Consider the following 19,389-nt stretch of genomic DNA (forward strand, 5'->3'; position numbering starts at 1 on the left):
GCCGAACGGGCTACCTGGGTGACCGCGGGTAACGGGCGGCCTAGAGTTCCGGTGGTGCTGATCACCACGGAAAGGCTCACGCTCCACGCGTGGGCCGAGGAGTACTTCGACGGGTTGTTCGCGATGGCGCAGATCCCGGAGACGGTCCGGTACGTCGGAACGGGCAAGCCGTGGACGCACGAGTACACACTGGCCAAGCACCAGGCAACACTCGCCCACTGGGCGACGTACGACTTCGGCTGGTTCGCGATATCGGCGGCCCCGGGCTCGTTCGACGGAGTGGTGTCGTTGGTCCACCGCAGCCCCATCGAGTCCGGCGTGGGATCCCCGGCGGTCGAGATGGGCTGGTGGATAGCCCCCTCATCCTGGGGCCGCGGCTACGCAACCGAAGCAACAACGGCGGTCCGCGACCACGTGTTTTCCGCCGGGTTCGCAGACCGTCTGATGGCGGTGTACGAGCCGGCGAACAAGGCATCGGCGCGGGTGGTGGAGAAGCTGGGATTCACGCCGCACAGCCGTTTCACGCTCGACGGACGGGTCGAGCAGCGGGCGGTCCTGGACCGCCCACGCTGACCTGTCCACAGGGTGGCCCGGATGTGGACAACTCGGTGCCCACCGAGCGATCCCGGCGAATTTGACCTACCTCACCGATAGACTGGACTCGGGGACGCCCCCCAGGGAAGGGCGGGGGCTGCTGCGAGTGCGGCGCGTTCCCATCGGTGGGTTGTATCTGACCTTGGTCTCGCCCACGCCCAGCTACCGCAGGCCGCCCGGCCGCTGCTTTCGCAAGTCCTGCCAACATTGCCGCAGTTCCGCCGGTCAGCGTCATCGAGGCTCGGTTCAGCCCGTGGGCCGGAACCCCGGCGACCATGCGCCAATGCCGATTCTGGTGCGCTCAACCCCAAATCGGCATTGCGTTCCCAACCGACGGGCGCCGACACCCGGTTCCGCGAAGGTCGCGACACGGACGGCGCGGATCCGGCCCGATCACTCACCGCCGACCAACAGACCCCCGGAAGCCGCCGAAAGAGCGGAGGCCGCATCACCGATCCACCGATGCACCGCCTCCGCCAGCCCCTCGTCGCCCGAGCCCGGCGTACCGACCCAAGCCACATGCCCATCCGGCCGAAGCAACACCGCATCAATGTCCGAAATGGACGGAGCCATCGCGAAGACCACCTCAACCACCGACGACCATCCGGCAAAAGCCCCCGTCAGATCCACCAAAACCGGACGCCCCGAGTGCAGCAACGCGGCCAGGTGCGTCTCAGCCGAAGAGACAACCAACGGCACATCCGGCGCCAACCGCCCCAACCACGGATGCCCGCCCGGCTCGTAACAAGCGTCCAACCCCGTGATGATCTCGGCCAGCGCCCGATTCCCCGCCGGGTGCGAGGCAACCCGGCGCATCAGGTCGGCCCACGGCGCGTCGCCGGCTTCCTCCAGTGCCACCTGCGCCCGCGTGTTCGCCAGAATCCGCGCGCCCGCCGCGTGCCGCTCGATGTGGTAGGTGTCCAGCAGTCCTTCCGGGGCCGTCCCGTGCACCGTCGCCGCGAGCTTCCAGCCCAGGTTGAACGCGTCGTCCAGCGCCACGTTCACCCCGATCGCCCCGGCCGGTGGGTGGATGTGCGCCGCGTCGCCCGCCAGTAGCACCCGGCCCTCGCGATAGTGTGTCGCGAGGCGTGCCGCGTCGCCGAAACGCGTCAGCCAGCGCGGTGAACGCAGCTCGACGTGCCGGCCGAGGGCCGCGTCCACCTCTGCCTGCAGCCGTTCGAGCGTCACCGGCGCGTGCTTTTCGGCCGGCGGGTCGTCCTCGCGCACCACGATCCGGACGTACCCCGGCCGCGGGATGACGAACACCGTGCGCCCGTCCGGCCCGGTCGAAACCCCGTACGGCAGCTCGCATTCGACGTCGCCGAGCAGTGCGTACCAGCGCGCGTCGACGCCCGGGAAGCCGATCCCGGCCTGCTTGCGCACCTCGCTGCGCCCGCCGTCGCACCCCACCAGGTAGCGCGCGGAGATCGTGCGGCCGAACTGTCCGTTGTGGACAATGCTGGAAACGCTTTCCGGAGACTGCGTGAACGAACGCAGCTCGTGGCCCCGCAGGATTTCGACGCCGAGGTCGGCGGCCCACCCCTCCAGGACCTCCTCGACGCGGGTCTGCGGGATCCCCAGCGAAAACGGGTGATCGGTCGCGGCGTCGGCGAGCAGCAGCGGGCCGGGCAGACCCGTGACCGGCGCGTGCGGCACCCGATGGCCTTCGGCGACCAGGCCCTCGGCCAGCCCGCGACGGGCCAGCAGGTCCAGCGAGCGCGAGTTGAGGTTGAAGCCGCGGCAGTACGGCGGCCGCGAGGGATGGCGTTCGACGATCGTGGTGCGGACACCCGCCAGCGCGAGCTCCGCGGCCAGGAACAAGCCGGCGGGACCGGCGCCGGCGACGAGCACATCGGTTTCGAGCACGAGTTCCCCCTCAGGAGTGGTCGGGCCAGGGCAGGGAGCCGGCGCGGATCTCGGCGGCGGTGGCGCGGGCCCAGTCGAGCTCGGCCTGCCACGCGTGCCGGACGAACTCGACCTCGATCATGAACAGCCGCGGCGCGCCCTTGCCGACGGTCTCGTCGAGGGCGGTGTTCGCGCCGTCGATGCGGTCGGCGAGGTGGCGGGCGCGTTCCTCCAGCGCGTCGGCGGCGCGCTCCGGGCCGAGCGCGCCGAGGTAGCTCACCGCCGCGACGAACTTCGGATACTCCGCGACCGGCTCGCGGACCAGTTCGTCGAGCCACGCGACGAACTCCTGACGGCCGAGTTCGGTGTGCGCGTAGACGGTCCGCTCCGGCCGGTTGCCGTCCCGGACGGTCTCGACGGGCTCGATCCAGCGGTGCTTCGCCAGCGACTCCACGGTGTCGTAGAGCGAGCCGGGGTTGATCTTGAAGCTCGTGTCCTTGAAGCGCTCGCGCAACGTGGACGCCATTTCGTACGGGTGCATCGCGCGTTCCAGCAGCAGGCCGAGCAGGGCCAGTGCGAGGGTGTTGCGGATCTTGCGTGGTGGCACTAGTCGCTCCCTATTGGTCGGAACCGACTATACGACGTTCGTCAAGTCAGGTTCTCGACGCAGGTGCGCAGCAGACCGGCCAGATGGCGCCGCTGGTCGGCCGACAGGTCGCCGAGCATCTCTTCCTCGACCTGCGTGACCAGCTCCTCGGCGGCGCGCAGCTTCGCGCGGCCGGACGTCGTCAGGGCGACCGGTCGCGCCCGACCGGTGCTCGCCTGCTCGGCCACGGTGACCAGTCCCGCCGACCGCAGTCCGCTGAGGACGTCCCGCAGGGACTGCCGGGTGACGAACGTGATCCGCGCGAGCTCGGCCGACGACGCGCCGGGGTGGTCGTCGAGCGCGCGCAGCACGGCGTACTGCGACATCGACAGCTCCAGTGGCCGCAGACGATCGGTGCAAGCCTGGTGCAGCGCCTGCTGGGCGCGTTTGATCAGGTAACCGGGGCGGTCGCCGGTCAGGGGTTGACTCATGACAGGAACCTTACGCAAGCTGCTTACGTAAGGATCCTGACGTCAGCGCACGTCGAGCGCGGTCACCTCGGAAACGTAGCGGCCACCCTTGACGTCGCCGAGCGGGACGAGCCGCGGCAGCGTGAGCGGAACGCCGTCCTCCGCCGTGGACAGCAGGAGCGGACGGCCGCCGGTGCGTTCTTCGGCGAGCGTGACGGCGGCGCCATAGCCGTCCTCGCCGACGGCGACCACCGCCGTGTCCGATCGCGGGACCACGCCGGCGATCAGCAGCACGAGCGCGAGCGACGGCCCGGTCTCGGTGTGCGTCTGCTGGCCAGTGCCCGAGGCGAAGGACGCCGTCACGGTGCGAGACGGCAGGTGGGCCAGCAGCGCTGGCGGCAGCGTCACGGACCGGCGGCCGGTCGTGATCCGCACGGCGCGCTCGGCAGCGGTCGCGGCGGAAACGGCGACATGAACCCGCCGGACCTCGCCGACACTCCGGCTGCGGTCCCCGTCGCCGGGGACGACCAGGTCGATCCCGTGGTCCGTCGTCAGGACAGCGGGGTGGTTCCCGAACGCCGGGTCCAGATCCGCGAGGGCGAACGTCACCGCCCGATGGGCCGGTCCGGTGACGGTCACCGTGACGCGCAGCGCGGTGTTCTTCCCGGGCGGCAGCACCGGCGTCGCCGCGGCGACGAGCTTGGCCAGATCGCCGCCGAAGGTCTTCAGCTGCGAAGCGGTGTACGACGCCGGAGTGGCGACCGCGCCGTCGACCGTCACCGTCCGGGTCGACGCGCCGGCCGGCGCGACGGTCCCCGCCAGCAACGCGGCGGAAAGGGCGAGCACACGGAGCAGCATCCGGCCTCCTCGGGTCCGCAGATGCGGAAGGAACGCCGAATTCTAGCCGAGCGAGCGGATCACCAGGTCGTGTTCTCCCGCCAATGCCCGAACAGCTTCGCGTCGCCCGAAATCGTCAACCGCGGGTCGTCCTCGGCGATCCGGCCGGTCAGGGCCAGGAGCAGGTCGATGGCGCGACCTTCGACGACGACGTCGGCCTCGGCGGCTTCGAGACTCACCTCGACGCTCGACGGCGTCCGTCGCGCGAGCCAGCGGACGTCGGGTTCGGTCGACCGGAACAGCAGAGTCTCGCCGGTGCCCCGCAGCGCGGTCCGGTCCATCGCCGGGTGCTCCAGCCGCGAGAAGACGGACACGAGGTCGAGGCCCTCGGAGATCCCGTCCGCGGCGAGGTCGCCGTCGACTTCGTACGGCGCGCCGGTCGCGAACGCCGCGTCCGCGCGGTGGACGACGGTCTCGTGGGTGAGCCGCCGCGTCCAGAACCCGGCGCGGCGATCGGGGGTCCAGGTCGACGTCGGCGTCTCTGGTCCGACATCGGCCACGGCTTCAACCAGCCGCTCCGCCCCCTCGACCAGCCAGCCGCCGAGGGCGTCGAAGCCCGGCGGATCGCCGACCTCGACCGAGTCGAACGGCACGTACCCGGTTGGCCGGCTTTCGACGATCGCGGCGGACTTGTGGTAGGCCAGCCCGACGTGGCAGGTCAGGTCGCGCAGGGTCCATTCGGGACAGGTCGGGACGCGGACGTCCGGGGCAGCGCCCTCGATCGCCATCCCGAACTCTTCCGCCTCGGCGATGAGCGCCTCGGCCAGCCGATCGTGGCTCAGGGACTTCACCCGGCCACCGTAGTGGGAACCGAGGCGTCCGCGGGAGGGTTTTCAGCTGCTCCGGCCCGATTTCCGCAGCCGCGCGGCGCGCGTCAGGAGATAGCGCTGTTCCGGGGTGTTGGTGGTCCGCGCGGCCGCGGCGTCGTAGTGCCGGACGGCGCCGTCGACGTCCCCGGCCAGTTCCAGCAGGTGCGCGCGGACGGCGTCGGGCCGGTGCCCGCTCAGCTCGACGGTCTCCAGCAGCGCGAGCCCGGCGTCGGGCCCGTGGACCATCGCCGTCGCGATCGCGCGGTTGAGCGTGACCACCGGGTTGTCGCTCAGCCGCTCCAGCAGCCGGTAGGTCCCCAGGATCCGGTCCCAGTCGGTGTCTTCGACGCGCGGCGCGATGTCGTGCGCGGCGGCGATCGCGGCTTGCAGCCGGTACTCGCCGGCGTCGCCGAGCGCGAGCGCCTCCGTGACCAGCGCGACGCCCTCCCGGATCTGCGCGCGGTCCCACTTCGCCCGGTCCTGCTCGGCCAGCGGCACCAGTTCGCCGGACGGCCCGGTCCGCGCGGGGCGCCGCGCGTCCGTGAGCAGCATCAACGCCAGCAGACCGGTGACTTCGCCGTCTTTCGGCAACGTCGCGTGCAGCAGCCGGGTCAGCCGGATCGCCTCGCCGGAGAGCTCGGTGCGGTGCAGGCGGCTGCCCGCGCTGCTCGTGTAGCCCTCGTTGAACACCAGGTAGAGCACGTGCAAGACCGACCGCAGCCGCGCTTCGCGCTCGCCGTCCTCCGGCAGCCGGAACGGCACCTCCGACGCCTTGATCCGCGCCTTGGCCCGGCTGATCCGCTGGGCCATGGTCGCTTCGGGGACCAGGAACGCGCCGGCGATCTCGGCCGTGGTCAGGCCGCCGACCGCGCGCAGCGTCAACGCGATCGCCGACGCCGGAGTCAGCGCCGGGTGGCAGCACAGGAACAGCAGGACGAGGGTGTCGTCGCGATCCGGGACATCCGGCGACGGCGGTTCGAGCGCCGCCGCGTCCTCCCGGCGGCGACGGGCCTGGTCGCTGCGGAGCTGGTCGGTCATCCGGTTGACGGCGGCCTGGAGCAGCCACGCGCGCGGGTTGTCCGGCAGCCCGTCGGACGGCCAGTGCCGCGCGGCCGCGAGCAGCGCCTCCTGCACGGCGTCCTCCGCGGCACCGAAGTCGCGGAAGCGCCGCGCGACGACGCCGAGGACCTGCGGCGCGAGCGTCCGCAGCAGGTCCTCGACCTCGACGCCGGCCATCAGGCGGGCGCGCTCATCACCTGGCGGACCTCGATCGGCTGCCGGATCGGCACCCCGCCGGGCCCGGGCGCGGCCGACGCCTTCGCCGCGATCTCCAGCGCGCGCTCCTCGCTCTCGACGTCGACGACCCAGTAGCCGGCCAGCAGCTCCTTGCCCTCCGGAAATGGTCCGTCGGTGACCACGGGGCTGGTCCGGCCGTCGGAGACCACCGTTTTCGCCAGGTCGGGCCCGGCCAGGCCCTGCGCGTCGACGAGCTCGCCCTTGTCCCGCAGCTCGGCGTCGAGCGCGTGCTGGAAGTCGATGTGCGCGCGGATGTCCTCCGGCGGCCATTCGCCCATCGGCAGGTCGCAGTCGGTGCCCCCGCTGTAGCTCATCAGCAGCATGTACTTCGCCATGATCGGCTCCTCTCGTCGCGCCCCGGCGGCGCGTTCACGGGAAAGGACGGAGTCCGGCCCGCGGTCTCTACATGGTTTGCCGATTTTCCAGCCACGTTTTCGCCAGCCGTTTCGGCGCCCGGCACAACCAGGCCTCGACCAGCACTTCTTCGAGCGTCGGCAGGTCGATCCGGTCCAGCTCGACGAGGATCGCGGGGAAGCCGCGGAAGTGCGGGGTGGTGAAGAAGACGGCCGGGTCGTCGGCGATCAGCGCGTCCTTGACCCCGACGTCCGGCACGTAGGCGCAGAGCACCGGCCCGGCGGGCGCCCGCGCGCCGAGCGCCTCGACGTCGCCCTTGCGCAGCGGGCGCTCCCAGGCGAACCCCTTCTTACCGATCTGCCAGGCCAGATGCCCGCGGGAGCTGTCCTCGACGACCTCGGGCAGCCCGCGCGCGATCCGGCCGGCGTCGTCCCAGCCGGCCATGGTGGTCAGGATAATCGCCGAAGTGACCGGGGAACTGAAACGCGCTCGCCTGGGAGTTTCCGTCGTCTTCGCCGTGTGCGGCGCCGCGTTCGCGACCTGGCTGGCGCGGGTGCCGGCGGTCCAGGAGCAGCTGGGACTGACCACCGGCCGGCTGGCGATGGGGCTCTTCGGCCTCGCCCTGGGTTCGGTGGTCGCGCTGGTGGGGGCGGGGGCGCTGCTCACCCGGATCGGCAGCCGCGCGGCCGTGACCCTCGGCGCGGTGATCCTGTGCGGCGGGCTGCCGCTGGTGGCGTTCGCGTGGTCCGCGCCGGTGTTCGTCGCCGCGCTCGTCGTGCTCGGCGTGGGCAACAGCCTGCTCGACGTCGCGATGAACGCCCACGCGGCCCGCGTCGAGGAGGGCTACGGGCGCCCGATCTTCGCCGGCTTCCACGCGTTCTGGAACATCGGCGGACTCGCGGGTTCCGGCGTCGACGCGCTGATGGAGGCCCTGCACGTCCCGGTCTCGGTGCACTTCCCGCTCGCGGGCGCGGCGCTGCTCGCGCTGGCACTGTGGGGTCGCGCGCTGTTCCTCTCCGGGGCCGACCGCGGTCAGGGTGACGCGGCGTTCGCGTGGCCGAGCCGGGCGCTGGTGCCGCTCGGGGTGATCGCGTTCTGCGGGTTCGTCGCGGAGGGCGCGGTCAACAGCTGGAGCGCGGTGTACCTCGCGGACGCCACCGGCGCGACGCCCGCGCTCACGTCACTGGGCTACTTCGCGTTCTCCGGGACGATGATCGCGGTCCGCCTGGTCGCCGACCGCGTGGTGGCCCGCGCGGGCGCGGTGCGGTTCGTCCGCGTGGCGACCACGATCGCGGTGCTCGGTTTCGCCGTGGTCCTTTTGGTGCCATGGCCGGTCGCGGTGGTGTTCGGCTTCGCGGTGGTCGGCCTCGGCGTGGCCGGAATCGTGCCGATCGCGTGGAGCGCGGCGAGCCGCAAGCAGGCGGACGCGCCGGGTCGCGCGGTGGCCGCCGTCGCCGCGTGCGGGTACCTGGGGTTCCTGGTGGAGCCGGTGCTGGTGGGCGCGCTGGCGACGAGGGTCGGGCTGCACTGGGCGTTGTCGTCGGCGGTCGTGGTCACTTTCGCGATCGTGTTCCTGGCGCCGTCGCTGCGGGTACGGGAAGGGGCGCTCACGCGCTGAGCGTTTCGCGCAGCAGCCGCCGGACGGCCTTCTTGTCCCCTTCGACGACCACACGGCCGTCGCGGATCGCCGCGTCCAGGTCGGACGGTACTTCGAGCAGCGCGTTCAACGTCGGCGGATCGGTCCGGATCGTCGCGTCCGGGTCGGTGGGTTCGCCCGGCTCGACCGTCAGCCGGCCCGGCTCGGTGCGGACCGTCCACACGCGGGCGTCCAGTTCGACGCGGTAGCGGGCGCTCGAGCGCGGACGGGCGAAGCCGCGGAGGAAGAGCAGCACGGACGTGGTGCCGAGGTGCGCCGCCGGGGGCAGGGAGAGCCGGCCGCCCCACGCGCCCAGCGCCAGGACGATCGGCTCCAGCTCGCGACCCCACTCGGTCAGCTCGTAGACCGTCGACGCCGCTGGGGGCGGCAGCTGTCGGCGGGTCACCACGCCGTGGCCTTCCAGCTCGCGGAGCCGGTCGGTGACCAGGTTCGAGCTGGCGCCCGGCAGCGCGCGGCGGACGTCGGAGAAGCGCTGCGGCCCGAGCAGCAGCTCGCGCACGACGAGCAGCGCCCAGCGTTCCCCGACGACGTCCAGTGCGCGGGCGATGGTGCAGGCGTCCCCGTAGCTGCGGCTCGTCGGCATGGTTTCAATCTACAAGTCCAAGGTTGTTTTTAACAACTACAGCGGCGTACGGTGGCTGCCATGGGCAATCCGGTCGTGCACTTCGAGATCATCGGCACCGACCCCGCGGGACTGCGCGGCTACTACGGCGAGCTGTTCGGCTGGGAGTACGACACGTCGGGCCCCGTGTCGGACCAGGTGTCGGAAGCGGGCAACTACGGCTTCGTCGAAACGGAGACGATCCCGGGTGGCGTCGGCGGCGGCGCGGGACACCAGAGTCACGTGGTGTTCTACGTGGGCGTCCCGGACGTCGCGGCAGCGTTGGCCGAGGCCGAACGTCTCGGCGGAACGCGCCGGCTGGGCCCGGCTCGCGCGCCGGGGCGGGACCTGGTCGTCGCCCACTTCACCGACCCCGAGGGCAACCTGATCGGCCTCGCGGGCCCGGCTTAGAGGTCCGGCGCCGTGCCCTGGACATCGACGCGACACGCTTCGAGGAACCGGTCGCCGGCTTCGCTGATGCCGGTCAGCACGTGGTCGAGACTGGCGCGCCGCACCGTGGTCTCGCCGGAGTCCAGTTCGGCGAGGATGGCGTTCACCCCGTTGCGGGCCACCTTCCACAGCTCCTTGCCGCGCCGGCGTGGTTCTTCGGTGCCGAACAGCGCGACCTGGTTGTGCGCCTTGCGCAGCTCGTTGCGCCGTTCGCGCCACCGGGCCTCGATTTCGTCGCGGTTGTCCTGCAGCTTGACGAATTCCGACCGGATCAGCTGGAAGGCCTCTTCGCCCGCGTTCGACAGGCCCGCGTAGGCCTTGACCCGTTCGTCGCGCAGCCAGTTGGCGTGATCGGCCGCGCGCTTCTGCGCCTCGGCGCGCCGGGTCGCCTTCAGCTTGCGTGCCTCCACGAGCGTGGTGGTCAGCAGCGTGAGCACGACGCCGCCGAGCGTCGATCCCACGGTGATCAGCTGCGTGGTCGTCCCCGAGTCCATGGCGGGATTGTCGCAGCACTCCCGGATCGGGCTTGACCTCGACCTTGCTGGAGCTTCAAGACTGGCGTCATGACGATCTGGATCTGCGGAACCTGCGGGGTCGAACACCCCGACACCGAACAACCCCCGGCCGGCACCTGCGCCATCTGCGCCGACGACCGCCAGTGGGTGCCCGCCTCCGGGCAGGTGTGGACAACGCTCGACAAGCTCTCGGCCGGCGGCCACGACGTGGTGCACGAGGAGCTGGAACCGGGGCTGCACCGGTTCAACCGCGAACCGCCGTTCGGCATCGGCCAGTGGACGCACCTGGTCCGCACCCCCGAGGGCAACCTGTTGTGGGACCCGCCGAACCACCTGGACGAGGCGCTCGCGACCAAGCTCGAAGACCTCGGCGGCGCCACGGTGATCGTCGCGAGTCACCCGCACATGTACGGCTCCCAGGTCAGCTGGAGCCACCGGCTCGGCGGCGTCCCGGTGCTGGTGCACGCGGCCGACCGCCAGTGGGTGCAGCGCGAGGACCCGGTGATCAGGGAGTGGTCCGGCACGGAGCGGATCCTGCCGGGCGTGACGCTCGTCGAGGCAGGCGGCCACTTCCCGGGCGCCGCGGTGGCCCACGTGGAGAACGAGACGGGTGGAGCTCTGCTGGTCGGCGACACGATGCTGCCGGTGCCGGCGGCGGGCTGGGTGACCTTCATGCGCAGCTACCCCAACAAGATCCCACTGTCGGCCGGCCTGGTGCAGAGGATCGTGGACAGGCTGGAGCCGTACGAGTTCGACAATCTGTATGGACTCTTGGGCGGCAAGATCCAGGGCGACGCGAAGGGCGCGGTCCGCAGGTCGGCCGAGCGCTACATCGGCTGGGTCAGCGGGGCGAACGACCACCTCGGCTGAGGGGGCGGGCGAAGCTGCTGGCCGGTCCGGAGAACTGGGGGTCGGCCACGTCGGCGGTCGTCGAGCCGATCAGGAGCGTGGCGAGCTCGCTGGTGACCCGACGGCCGCGACCCCAGCCCCAACGCGGGCATCCCCTCAGCCCCGCAGCCGCGTGTTGAGCCGGGCAGCCTGCTTGGTCAGATGAGTGCGCTCCGCGAGATTGGCCGCCTTCGCGCCCGCTTCGGCGTACAGCCGCGCCGCCGTTGTCAGATCGCCGTCGCGCTCGTGGAGGTAGGCCGCCACCGCCGTGTGGCGGGGCAGCGTGTCGTCCAGCTCCGCGAGGGCCGCCAGCCCCGCGCGCGGCCCGTCCGCCTCGCCCACCGCCACCGCGCGGTTGAGCCGGACCACCGGGCTGTCGGTCAGCCGCGCGAGCTCGTCGTACCACTCGACGATCTGCACCCAGTCCGTCTCCTCGGCGGTCGGCGCGTCGGCGTGCAGGGCCGCGATGGCCGCCTGGGCCTGGAACTCGCCCAGCCGGTCGCGGGCGAGCGCCGTCTGCAGGATCCCGACGCCCTCGGCGATCGCTGCGGTGTCCCATCGGCCGCGATCCTGTTCGGCGAGCGGCACCAGGCTGCCGTCGGACGCGGTCCGCCCGGCGCGCCGGGCGTGGTGGAGCAGCATCAGCGCCAGCAGCCCCGCGACCTCGGGGTGGTCGATCGCCGACGCGAGCTGCCGGGTCAGCCGGATCGCCTCGGCGGCCAGGTCGACGTCACCGGAGTAGCCCTCGTTGAAGACCAGGTAGAGGACGCGCAGCACGGTCGCGACGTCGCCGGGCTGCTCGAACCGCACCTGCCCGACCGTGCGCTTGGCCCGGCTGATGCGCTGCGCCATGGTCGCTTCGGGGACCAGATAGGCCTGCGCGATCTGGCGCGTGGTCAACCCGCCGACCGCACGCAGGGTGAGCGCGACCGCCGAAGACGGCGTCAGCGACGGGTGCGCGCACAGGAAGTACAGCTGGAGCGTGTCGTCCGAGTCGGCCGCCGGGCCGGGCTCCGGTTCGACATCGACGACGTCTTCACGCCGTCGGCGCGCGGTGTCCGACCGGGCGGTGTCGAGGAACTTGCGCCAGGCGACCGTGATCAGCCAGCCCTTCGGGTCGCGCGGCGGTTCGGCCGGCCAGACGCGGAGGGCCTCGACCAGCGCGTCCTGCACGGCGTCCTCCGCCGACGCGAAGTCGGCGCCGCGGCGGACGACGATCCCGAGCACGTGCGGCGTCAGGCTCCGGAGCAGGGCCTCGTCCACTTTCACCCGATCTTTTCGGCCAGCTCGACGATGATCCCCGCGGGACCGCGCAGGTAGCAGAGCCGGAAGCTGTCTTCGTACTGCGCGACCTCCCCGACGAGCTCGGCGCCGTGGTTCCGCAGGCGGCCGACGACGTCGTCGATGTCCGCCACCTCGAACAGGATGTGCCGGATGCCGGGCGTGTTCGCGGGCGGACCCGGGTCGGCCGCCGGGCCCGACGGCGTCCGGTACCGGATCAGTTCGAGGCAGCCGGCGCCGTCCGGGGTCCGCATCATCGCGACGTCCGAGCGGACCCCGTCGAGCCCGTTGATGAGGTCGACCACACGGCCCTCGACCGTCATGTCACCCTCCGGCCGGAGCCCGAGCTCGGCGAAGAACGCCTTGGCGGCGTCGAGGTCCTCGACGACGACGCCGATGTGCTCGAGCCGTGGAAAGGTCCCCATGGTTTCCCCTCAGGCGGGCTGGCGCTCGTCGCGCCGGCGGATGAGCTCTTCGACGGCCGACGGCAGCGTCGTCTCGAAGTCGATCAGCTTGGCCCACGTCGGCGTGACCACGATCCGGACCATGCCGTCGTAAAGCGACCGCACGCCCTCCTCCCACTCCACCCGCTGCTCCGGCGTCATCTCGTAGGTGCCGTTGAACTGCAGGTACTCGTCCGGGATGCCGTCGACGACGTCCAGCTCGACCGTGCCGCGGATCAGCAGCATCTTCGGCGGGTGCACCTCGGTGTCGATCGTCAGGGCGACCGCCGGGTTCCGGCGCAGCGCCGGCAGCTTCGGCGCGTTCGTCGACGTGCACAGGACGATCTGCGAGCCGTTCCAGGTGAACCCGATCGGGATCACGCGGGGCGTGCCGTCGAGGGCGGTGTAGGCCAGCCGGGTCAGGTCGCGGGCCAGCAGCTCTCGGCTGTACGGACGGTTCAGGACTTCGTCGATGGCGTTCTGGTGCATGGCGGTCTCCTCGTCGATCGGCGGTGTCTTCGCGCCGGGGACGGAGCTGTGGGAGGTTTCTCGACCAGGTCTGATTGTGACGTGAGTCACTCCGTGATGGTCTGTGTCGCGCCCCAGAACGGACGCACCTCGAGCCACTCGCACACCGGCTTGCCACCCGCGCCCGGGGCGGCCGACAGCTCCGCAGCCAGCTCTAAGGCGCGCTCGTAGCTGTCGACGTCGATGACCGTCCAGCCGGCGATGAGGTCCTTCGTCTCGGCGAACGGGCCGTCGGTGACCGGCGGGCGGCCCTCACCGTCGAACCGGACGAACGTCCCTTCGGGGGTGAGCGCCTGGTGCTCGACGAACTCGCCGGTCTCCTCGAGCCGGGTCCCGAAGTCCTGCATGTACTGGATGTGGGCCGAGATCTCCTCCGGCGTCCACTGGTCCATGGGCGCGTCGTTGACGGAAGCCGGGGCGCCTCGGTAGTGCTTCAGCAGCAGGTACTTGGCCATCGTCGTTCTCCTCGGTTCGGGTGCGGCCCATCTTGGCCACGTCCGACCCGGGGACGCAGCCGATCGCGCGTTCTCGACATCGCCTTCGAACTCGTTTTCAGGCCGTCGGGCGACCGGCGCCGGCGTAGTCGTCGCCGTCCCTGCGGTAGGAGTGCACCTGCACGGCCTGGCCGGTCTGCGGCGCGTCGATCATCTGCTGGTTGCCGATGTAAAGCCCGACGTGGTGGATCTTCGTCGCCGGTTCGCCGTAGAAGATCAGGTCGCCGAGCTGCGGATCGGTCACGTGCGGGACGCTCCGGAACTGCGTGTCGGCCGTGCGCATGAGCTTGAGGCCGGCACTCCCGTACGCCGCCGTCGTCAGGCCGGAGCAGTCGAAGCCCGGGTCGTTCCCGCCGGTGCCGTTGCCGCCCCAGATGTAGGGGAGGCCGATCTTGTCGATGGCGAAGTTCACCGCGCTCAGCACCGCCGGGTTCGGCGCCGCGGAGCCCTGGCCGACCGTGCCGTAGACGTTGACCGTGGCCAGCGTCCGGTGCAGGAACAGTGGCGCCGACTGCAGCTTCGCGACCGAGTCCCACCACGGCTGGCCCTGGGACAGGTCGGTGCCGCCGTCGCACAGCGCCCGGCCGGTGGTCAGCGCGGCGTCGTCGATGTTCTGGACATCGGGCTTCCCGCCGGCGTAGCTCGCCTGGTACTTCGCCCAGATCGCGGGGGAGACCTGCATCGGCCCGACGGCGTTCGCCGTCGAGACGACCTTGTTGTAGAAGTCGCGCACTTCGATCGTGGCCAGCGGCTTGTCGAGCACGCCGGTGGTGCCGATCTGCCCGCCCTGGGCGCGGCCGTGGTCCGTGGTCACCTTTCCGACCGCGGCCAGCGTCACCCACGACAGGTGGCAGCCCGGGATGTCCTTGCCGATTTTCGTCGTCGCCTTCGCGTAGCCGACCATCGCGCGCAACGGGACGTCGAGCCACTGGCTGGTCTTGGACGCCCAGGCGTCGAACTCGCTCGCTTCGGGCACCTTCGGCGGCGCCGACGTCTGCGGGGGCGTGGTCGATTTCGGGACGGACGTCGACTGCGTGACCGTCGCGGCGGCGTTCGTCGTCTCCTGCTGCTTCGGCGCGAACTGGACGCCGACCACGAGCGCGGCGGTGACCACGACCACCGCGGCCACCACGATGGCAGCCTTCCGGCGGCGAGGCCCGTCCTTCTCCACCGGTGCGGCTTCGGGCTCCTCCACCGGCACGACCTCGGGCTCGTCGCTCACCGCGCGGCTCCGGTCAACCGGTCGAGGACGAAACCGCGCAGGCCGTCGAGGTCGGTGTCCATCGCGACCTCGATCGGACGGCCGGGACTGAACTGCGGATCGTCTTCGCCGAGTCGTCGCCGATCGACCAGGGTCTGCCCGCGCGCCGGGCCCAGCCCGCAGTCGACGTCGACGCGGTAGGTCTCGGTGTGGAGGATTCCGGGCGAAATCGCCTCCGCGACCGCGACGGCGTCGTGCATGACCATCCGGTCCTCGCCGAACACGCGCGTGTAGTGCTGCCGGTAGGTGGAGGTGAGGCCTTCGAGGGTGGCGCCGATCGGCCCCGACGCCGCGAGCTTCGCCAGCCAGTCGGCGTCGACCGCGCAACGGTGGGTGAGGTCGAGCGGCACGAGCACGACCGGGACGTCCTCCTCGACCAGCACGCGGCGGGCCGCTTCGGGGTCGCTCCAGATATTGAACTCGGCGGCGGTGGTGCTGTTGCCGAACGTCACCCCGCCGCCCATGATCACGAGCCGCCCGATCTTCGCCGCCGCGCCCGGGTGGGCCGCCAGCAGCGCGGCGATGTTCGTCAGCGGCCCGATCGGCGCGATGGTCACCGGCTCGTCGGAGGCTTCGAGCAGATCCAGCATCAGGTGGACGGCGTCGCGCTCGTCGAGGGGACGGCTCGCCTCGGGCAGCGTGGCGGAATGGCCCGACAGGCCGTCGCCGCCGTGGACCTCTTTCGCGTCACGTGGCTTCGAATAGACCAGCGGTCGGGCGGCCCCGGCGGCCACCGGCACGTCGGAGCGTCCGAACAGCTCCAGCAGCCGGCGCGCGTTCGAGGTCGTGCGGTCGAGCGGCACGTTGCCGAAAACCGACGTCACGCCCAGCAGGTCGACGTCCGGGGACAGCGCCGCCAGCGCGATCGCCAGCGCGTCGTCGACGCCCGGGTCGGTGTCGATGATCAGCTTCGTGCCCATCCACGCTCCCCTTGCCTGTGAACCCGTCCCGCACACAGGTTACGGTCACGGGCATGACGTCGATGTGGGGTGCGCCCGCGCTGTCGCGGGTGCGGGCCTGGCGGCGCGCGCGGCGCGACCCGCGACAGGCGAAGTTCCTGACCGCCGACTCACTGCGCTGGGTGCTGCGCAACCGCGCGTACACGCCCTGGTACCTCGTCCGGTACTACCGGCTGCTCAAGTTCCGGGTCGCGAACCCGCACATCATCCTGCGCGGGATGCTCTTCCTCGGGAAGGACGTCGAGATCCACTGCCGGCCGGGCTACGGGCGCCTCGAGATCGGCCGCTGGGTGCACATCGGCGACGGCAACGCGATCCGCTGCCACGAGGGTTCGCTGCGGATCGGCGACAAGTCCGTGTTCGGCCGCCAGAACGTCATCAACTGCTACCTCGACATCGAGCTCGGCGCGGCCACGCTGGTCGCCGACTGGGTGTACATCTGCGACTTCGACCACGTCATCGCCGACATCCACGTGCCGATCAAGGACCAGGGCATCGTGAAGTCGCCGGTGCGCATCGGGCCGGACACGTGGCTCGGCACGAAGGTCAGCGTCCTGAAGGGCACCCGCATCGGCCGCGGGTCGGTGCTGGGCGCGCACGCGGTCGTCCGTGGTGACATCCCGGACTACTCGATCGCGGTCGGCGCGCCGGCTCGCGTGGTGCGTAACCGCGAAGAGGATTACGCGGCCGACGCGGCCCGCCGTGAAGCCGTCGCCGACATGGCTCGGAAGGCGAACAAGGCGCTGCAGAAGACCCTCGAGCAGTAGATCTACTCAGGTCTTTCGTCTCCAGGCCGGACATACTGGCGGCGTGGGGGAACTCCGGACCGCGTGGTCCTCGGTCGTGCTGGCGCTGTGCGCCGCGGGCTTGCTGCTCGTCGTCCCGCTTCTGGTGCTGCAGGGCTTCCTGGCGAGCGTCCCGGTGTTCGGCGAAGTCGGCGACGGCGCCCGCGGCTACCTGACCTGGGCGGCCTGGCTCGGCGCCGGGCTACCGCTGGTGGGCGTGATCGTCGCCGCTCTCGGGCGGCGTCGCGGGTGGACGTGGTTCTTCGGGGTCTGCCTGGTCCTGGCCGTCGCGGTCGCCGGGATGAATTGGGTCGACCACGTCCGCCACGTGCCACCGCCCCCGCCGGAGCCGCGCCACTGCGTCGAGCGCAGCGGCGGCGGCACGGACTGCCCGGGCGGCTGACCTACTCCTCGAACGTCATCTCCGGAGGCGGCCGCCGGAAGCCGCGCGTGATCGCGGCCAGGACGACGATGCCGATCGCCAGCCAGACCAGCCCGAAGATCAGTGCGATTCCGTCCAGGTTGACCAGCAGCCACAAATCGACCACGGCGCCGATCACCGGGAAGACCACCCAGGTCAACACGCGTTTTCCGGCTCGGTCGCGCAGCCACGTCGCCAGGACGCTGACGTTGACGAACGTGAACGCCGTGAACGCCCCGAAGTTGATGAACGACGTCGACGTGCTGACGTCCAGAGTCAGCGCGACCAGCCCGACGAGCCCGGTCAGGACGATGCCGAACACGGGCGTCGCGAACCGCGGCTGCAGTTTGCCGAAAACGCGCGGCAGGACGCCGTCACGTCCCATGGCGAACATCAGCCGCGACGCGCTCGCCTGCGCGGCGATCCCCGACGCGAACTGCGCCACGACGAGACCGGCGAGGAAGAACGACGCGAACAGGTTCCCGCCGATCGTCGTCGCGATTTCGAACGCGGCGGACGACTCGTCGGTGAACGCGCTGCCCGGGTGCGCGAGCTGGGTGAAGTAGGCGAGCACGATGAAGATGCCGCCGCCGATCAGCGCGGTCAGCAGGATGGCGCGGGGGATCGTCCGGCGCGGCTCGGTCGTCTCCTCGGTCAACGTCGTCACGGCGTCGAAACCGAGGAAGGAGTACGTCGCGAGCGCGGCGCCGCCGGAGATCGTCCCCAGCGTGCTGCCCGCGTGGAAGAACGGCTGGGTGCTCGCCAGCGCGTCGCCGACGTGCAGCACCTGCTTGACCGAAAGAACGACGAAGAAGCCGATCACCAGGATCTGGAACGCCATGAGGACGAAGTTCGCCTTCTCGGCGATCTTGATGCCGAGCACGTTGAGGATCGTGGTCACCGCGATGAAAGTGATCAACCAGATCCAATTGGGCACGGACGGGAACTCGGCCGAGAGGTAGGCGCCGCCGATCAGCCAGATGACCATCGGCAGGAAGAAGTAGTCGAGCAGCACGGCCCAGCCGACGAGGAACCCGGCGCGCGCGTCGACCGCTTTCCGGACATAGGTGTAGGCCGAGCCGGCGACGGGGTGGGTGGCGGCCATCTTCCCGTAGCTCGCCGCGGTGAACAGCATCGCGACCAAGGCGAGCAGGTACGCGGAGGGCACGGTGCCGTCGGTCGTCGTCGCGACGATGCCGAAGGTGCCGAGCACGATCAGCGGAGCCATGTAAGCGAGCCCGAACAGGACGACGCCGGGCAGGCCGAGCCGGCGCTGCAGGGCGGCCGGGGCCGCGGCCGTGGAGGTCATCGGTCGTCTCCTTCTCGTGGACGCCAGCGGTCCGGGTCGATGCGGCCCTGGTAGAGCGGCAGGTCGAGGGGTGCGTCGGTGGGGGTGAACTGCGCCCACATGCGGTTGGTGCCCGCGGTGCCCACGCGACGAACGCGCGCCACCTCGTCGAGGTCGATCGTGTGGGCGAGGACGTCTTGGCCGGTTCCCGGCAACGCGCTGAGCACGTCGCCTTCGGGGCCGACGAGCAGGCTGTCGCCCATCCCGAACGGCCCGGCCGTGTTCACGCTGGCGACGAAGACCTGGTTGACGATGGCGTTCGCCCGGGCCAGCACGAGCTCCTGGGCACGGTCGGGCGTCGTGGTCTGGACGGGATTGAGGACGAGTTCGGCACCCATCCAGGCGAGGTGCCGGGCGACTTCGGGGAACCAGGCGTCGTAGCAGATGGAGAACCCGACGCGGCCGGCGTCGGCCAGATCGGCGACGACGAACCGGTCGCCGGGGTCGTAGGGCTCGTGCGGTCGCCAGGGGAAGACCTTGCGGTACCAGCCGGCCAGCTCGCCTCGCGGGGAAAAGACCAGGGCGGTGTTGAACAGCTCGCCGTGGTCGCCTTCTTCGCAAACGGTGCCGGGCGCGAGCCAGATCCCCAGGTCACCGGCTAGTTCGCCGAGCTCTTTGGTCCTGGGTCCGCGCAGGGGCTGGGCGGCGGCCCGGAGCTGTTCGGTGCGTTCGTCGCCTTCGCCGTCGACGCCGCAGAGGTGCAGCTCGGGGAAGGCGGCCAGGCGCGTGTCCGGGAATCGGCCGAGGACGGCCTCGACCTCGCCCGCGAACCCGGCGTCGCCGACGGGCCGGGGCGGTGCTTGCACGAGGGCGATCGGCAGTGGTCGCGGCATGGACGAAAAATAGTCCATCTTGAACACTTAAACAAGAGTGCTCAAGATGAGCAGTTTGTGCGGTACGGTCGGTT

24 protein-coding genes are annotated in these 19,389 nt (G+C 71.1%); 6 read left to right on the forward strand and 18 right to left on the reverse strand.

Features of this window, described 5'->3' with window-relative positions; all coding sequences use genetic code 11:
- The first annotated feature begins 54 nt into the window (after positions 1-54).
- Entirely contained in the window at positions 55-573 is a 519-nt protein-coding gene (locus ACZ7OU_RS43735) for a GNAT family N-acetyltransferase (RefSeq protein WP_470259795.1), read from the forward strand.
- A 414-nt stretch (positions 574-987) separates the two neighbouring features.
- Here ACZ7OU_RS43735 and ACZ7OU_RS43740 read toward each other — a convergent pair whose 3' ends face one another.
- The 8 genes from ACZ7OU_RS43740 to ACZ7OU_RS43775 all read right to left on the reverse strand — a co-directional run bounded on the left by ACZ7OU_RS43740 (position 988) and on the right by ACZ7OU_RS43775 (position 7,295).
- Complete coding sequence (locus ACZ7OU_RS43740; protein ID WP_470259796.1) at positions 988-2,460, reverse strand: FAD-dependent monooxygenase; 1,473 nt, start codon at positions 2,458-2,460, stop codon at positions 988-990.
- 10 nt (positions 2,461-2,470) lie between these two features.
- Positions 2,471-3,046 carry a PadR family transcriptional regulator gene (locus ACZ7OU_RS43745; protein ID WP_470245263.1) on the reverse strand — a complete coding sequence of 192 codons (576 nt, stop codon included), beginning with the start codon at positions 3,044-3,046 and terminating at the stop codon, positions 2,471-2,473.
- Positions 3,047-3,087: 41 nt separating this feature from the next.
- On the reverse strand, positions 3,088-3,516 hold the full coding sequence (locus tag ACZ7OU_RS43750) for a MarR family winged helix-turn-helix transcriptional regulator (RefSeq protein WP_470259797.1): 429 nt from the start codon (positions 3,514-3,516) through the stop codon (positions 3,088-3,090).
- Between the two features lie 42 nt (positions 3,517-3,558).
- Positions 3,559-4,353, reverse strand: coding sequence for a hypothetical protein (locus tag ACZ7OU_RS43755; RefSeq protein ID WP_470259798.1), 795 nt, complete (start codon positions 4,351-4,353; stop codon positions 3,559-3,561).
- 59 nt (positions 4,354-4,412) lie between these two features.
- Positions 4,413-5,183, reverse strand: a complete 771-nt coding sequence (locus ACZ7OU_RS43760; protein ID WP_470245260.1) for a maleylpyruvate isomerase family mycothiol-dependent enzyme — start codon at positions 5,181-5,183, stop codon at positions 4,413-4,415.
- Positions 5,184-5,225: 42 nt separating this feature from the next.
- Positions 5,226-6,437 (reverse strand): RNA polymerase sigma factor, encoded by a 1,212-nt coding sequence (locus ACZ7OU_RS43765; protein WP_470259799.1) that lies wholly within the window; start codon positions 6,435-6,437, stop codon positions 5,226-5,228.
- On the reverse strand, positions 6,437-6,832 hold the full coding sequence (locus ACZ7OU_RS43770) for a YciI family protein (RefSeq protein WP_470245258.1): 396 nt from the start codon (positions 6,830-6,832) through the stop codon (positions 6,437-6,439). Before ACZ7OU_RS43770 ends, ACZ7OU_RS43765 begins: the two co-directional genes overlap by 1 nt.
- A 67-nt stretch (positions 6,833-6,899) precedes the next feature.
- Positions 6,900-7,295: an MmcQ/YjbR family DNA-binding protein gene (locus ACZ7OU_RS43775; RefSeq protein WP_470259800.1), complete on the reverse strand. Its 396-nt coding sequence runs from the start codon at positions 7,293-7,295 to the stop codon at positions 6,900-6,902.
- Between the two features lie 22 nt (positions 7,296-7,317).
- Here ACZ7OU_RS43775 and ACZ7OU_RS43780 point away from each other — a divergent pair, with 22 nt between their 5' ends.
- Entirely contained in the window at positions 7,318-8,469 is a 1,152-nt protein-coding gene (locus tag ACZ7OU_RS43780) for an MFS transporter (protein WP_470259801.1), read from the forward strand.
- On the opposite strand, the gene ACZ7OU_RS43785 is transcribed toward ACZ7OU_RS43780, so the two are convergent.
- Entirely contained in the window at positions 8,459-9,091 is a 633-nt protein-coding gene (locus ACZ7OU_RS43785; RefSeq protein WP_470245255.1) for a winged helix-turn-helix transcriptional regulator, read from the reverse strand. The genes ACZ7OU_RS43780 and ACZ7OU_RS43785 overlap by 11 nt on opposite strands.
- Before the next feature lie 60 nt (positions 9,092-9,151).
- Here ACZ7OU_RS43785 and ACZ7OU_RS43790 point away from each other — a divergent pair, with 60 nt between their 5' ends.
- Complete coding sequence (locus ACZ7OU_RS43790) at positions 9,152-9,520, forward strand: VOC family protein (RefSeq protein WP_470259802.1); 369 nt, start codon at positions 9,152-9,154, stop codon at positions 9,518-9,520.
- On the opposite strand, the gene ACZ7OU_RS43795 is transcribed toward ACZ7OU_RS43790, so the two are convergent.
- Complete coding sequence (locus tag ACZ7OU_RS43795) at positions 9,517-10,053, reverse strand: hypothetical protein (RefSeq protein WP_470259803.1); 537 nt, start codon at positions 10,051-10,053, stop codon at positions 9,517-9,519. The genes ACZ7OU_RS43790 and ACZ7OU_RS43795 overlap by 4 nt on opposite strands.
- A gap of 69 nt (positions 10,054-10,122) precedes the next feature.
- Here ACZ7OU_RS43795 and ACZ7OU_RS43800 point away from each other — a divergent pair, with 69 nt between their 5' ends.
- Complete coding sequence (locus ACZ7OU_RS43800) at positions 10,123-10,944, forward strand: MBL fold metallo-hydrolase (RefSeq protein ID WP_470259804.1); 822 nt, start codon at positions 10,123-10,125, stop codon at positions 10,942-10,944.
- A gap of 135 nt (positions 10,945-11,079) precedes the next feature.
- Here ACZ7OU_RS43800 and ACZ7OU_RS43805 read toward each other — a convergent pair whose 3' ends face one another.
- The 6 genes from ACZ7OU_RS43805 to ACZ7OU_RS43830 all read right to left on the reverse strand — a co-directional run bounded on the left by ACZ7OU_RS43805 (position 11,080) and on the right by ACZ7OU_RS43830 (position 15,889).
- Positions 11,080-12,225 (reverse strand): RNA polymerase sigma factor, encoded by a 1,146-nt coding sequence (locus tag ACZ7OU_RS43805; RefSeq protein ID WP_470260162.1) that lies wholly within the window; start codon positions 12,223-12,225, stop codon positions 11,080-11,082.
- A 2-nt stretch (positions 12,226-12,227) separates the two neighbouring features.
- On the reverse strand, positions 12,228-12,668 hold the full coding sequence (locus tag ACZ7OU_RS43810; RefSeq protein WP_470259805.1) for a VOC family protein: 441 nt from the start codon (positions 12,666-12,668) through the stop codon (positions 12,228-12,230).
- Positions 12,669-12,677: 9 nt separating this feature from the next.
- Positions 12,678-13,175, reverse strand: a complete 498-nt coding sequence (locus ACZ7OU_RS43815; RefSeq protein WP_470259806.1) for a pyridoxamine 5'-phosphate oxidase family protein — start codon at positions 13,173-13,175, stop codon at positions 12,678-12,680.
- 86 nt (positions 13,176-13,261) lie between these two features.
- Positions 13,262-13,669, reverse strand: a complete 408-nt coding sequence (locus tag ACZ7OU_RS43820; protein WP_470245249.1) for a YciI family protein — start codon at positions 13,667-13,669, stop codon at positions 13,262-13,264.
- Between the two features lie 97 nt (positions 13,670-13,766).
- On the reverse strand, positions 13,767-14,879 hold the full coding sequence (locus tag ACZ7OU_RS43825) for a C40 family peptidase (protein WP_470260163.1): 1,113 nt from the start codon (positions 14,877-14,879) through the stop codon (positions 13,767-13,769).
- A 47-nt stretch (positions 14,880-14,926) separates the two neighbouring features.
- On the reverse strand, positions 14,927-15,889 hold the full coding sequence (locus ACZ7OU_RS43830) for a nucleoside hydrolase (protein ID WP_470259807.1): 963 nt from the start codon (positions 15,887-15,889) through the stop codon (positions 14,927-14,929).
- Between the two features lie 53 nt (positions 15,890-15,942).
- Between ACZ7OU_RS43830 and ACZ7OU_RS43835 the strand changes: the two genes are divergently transcribed.
- Together ACZ7OU_RS43835 and ACZ7OU_RS43840 are read left to right on the forward strand one after the other, a co-directional pair.
- Entirely contained in the window at positions 15,943-16,695 is a 753-nt protein-coding gene (locus ACZ7OU_RS43835) for an acyltransferase (RefSeq protein ID WP_470245247.1), read from the forward strand.
- A gap of 43 nt (positions 16,696-16,738) precedes the next feature.
- Positions 16,739-17,116 (forward strand): hypothetical protein, encoded by a 378-nt coding sequence (locus ACZ7OU_RS43840; protein ID WP_470259808.1) that lies wholly within the window; start codon positions 16,739-16,741, stop codon positions 17,114-17,116.
- Position 17,117: 1 nt separating this feature from the next.
- Here ACZ7OU_RS43840 and ACZ7OU_RS43845 read toward each other — a convergent pair whose 3' ends face one another.
- Positions 17,118-18,443 carry an APC family permease gene (locus ACZ7OU_RS43845; protein ID WP_470259809.1) on the reverse strand — a complete coding sequence of 442 codons (1,326 nt, stop codon included), beginning with the start codon at positions 18,441-18,443 and terminating at the stop codon, positions 17,118-17,120.
- Positions 18,440-19,315: a carbon-nitrogen hydrolase family protein gene (locus ACZ7OU_RS43850; protein ID WP_470259810.1), complete on the reverse strand. Its 876-nt coding sequence runs from the start codon at positions 19,313-19,315 to the stop codon at positions 18,440-18,442. The genes ACZ7OU_RS43845 and ACZ7OU_RS43850 overlap by 4 nt, the downstream gene beginning before the upstream one ends.
- Between the last annotated feature and the right edge of the window lie 74 nt (positions 19,316-19,389).

The organism is Amycolatopsis sp. NPDC114505 (genome assembly GCF_055633615.1).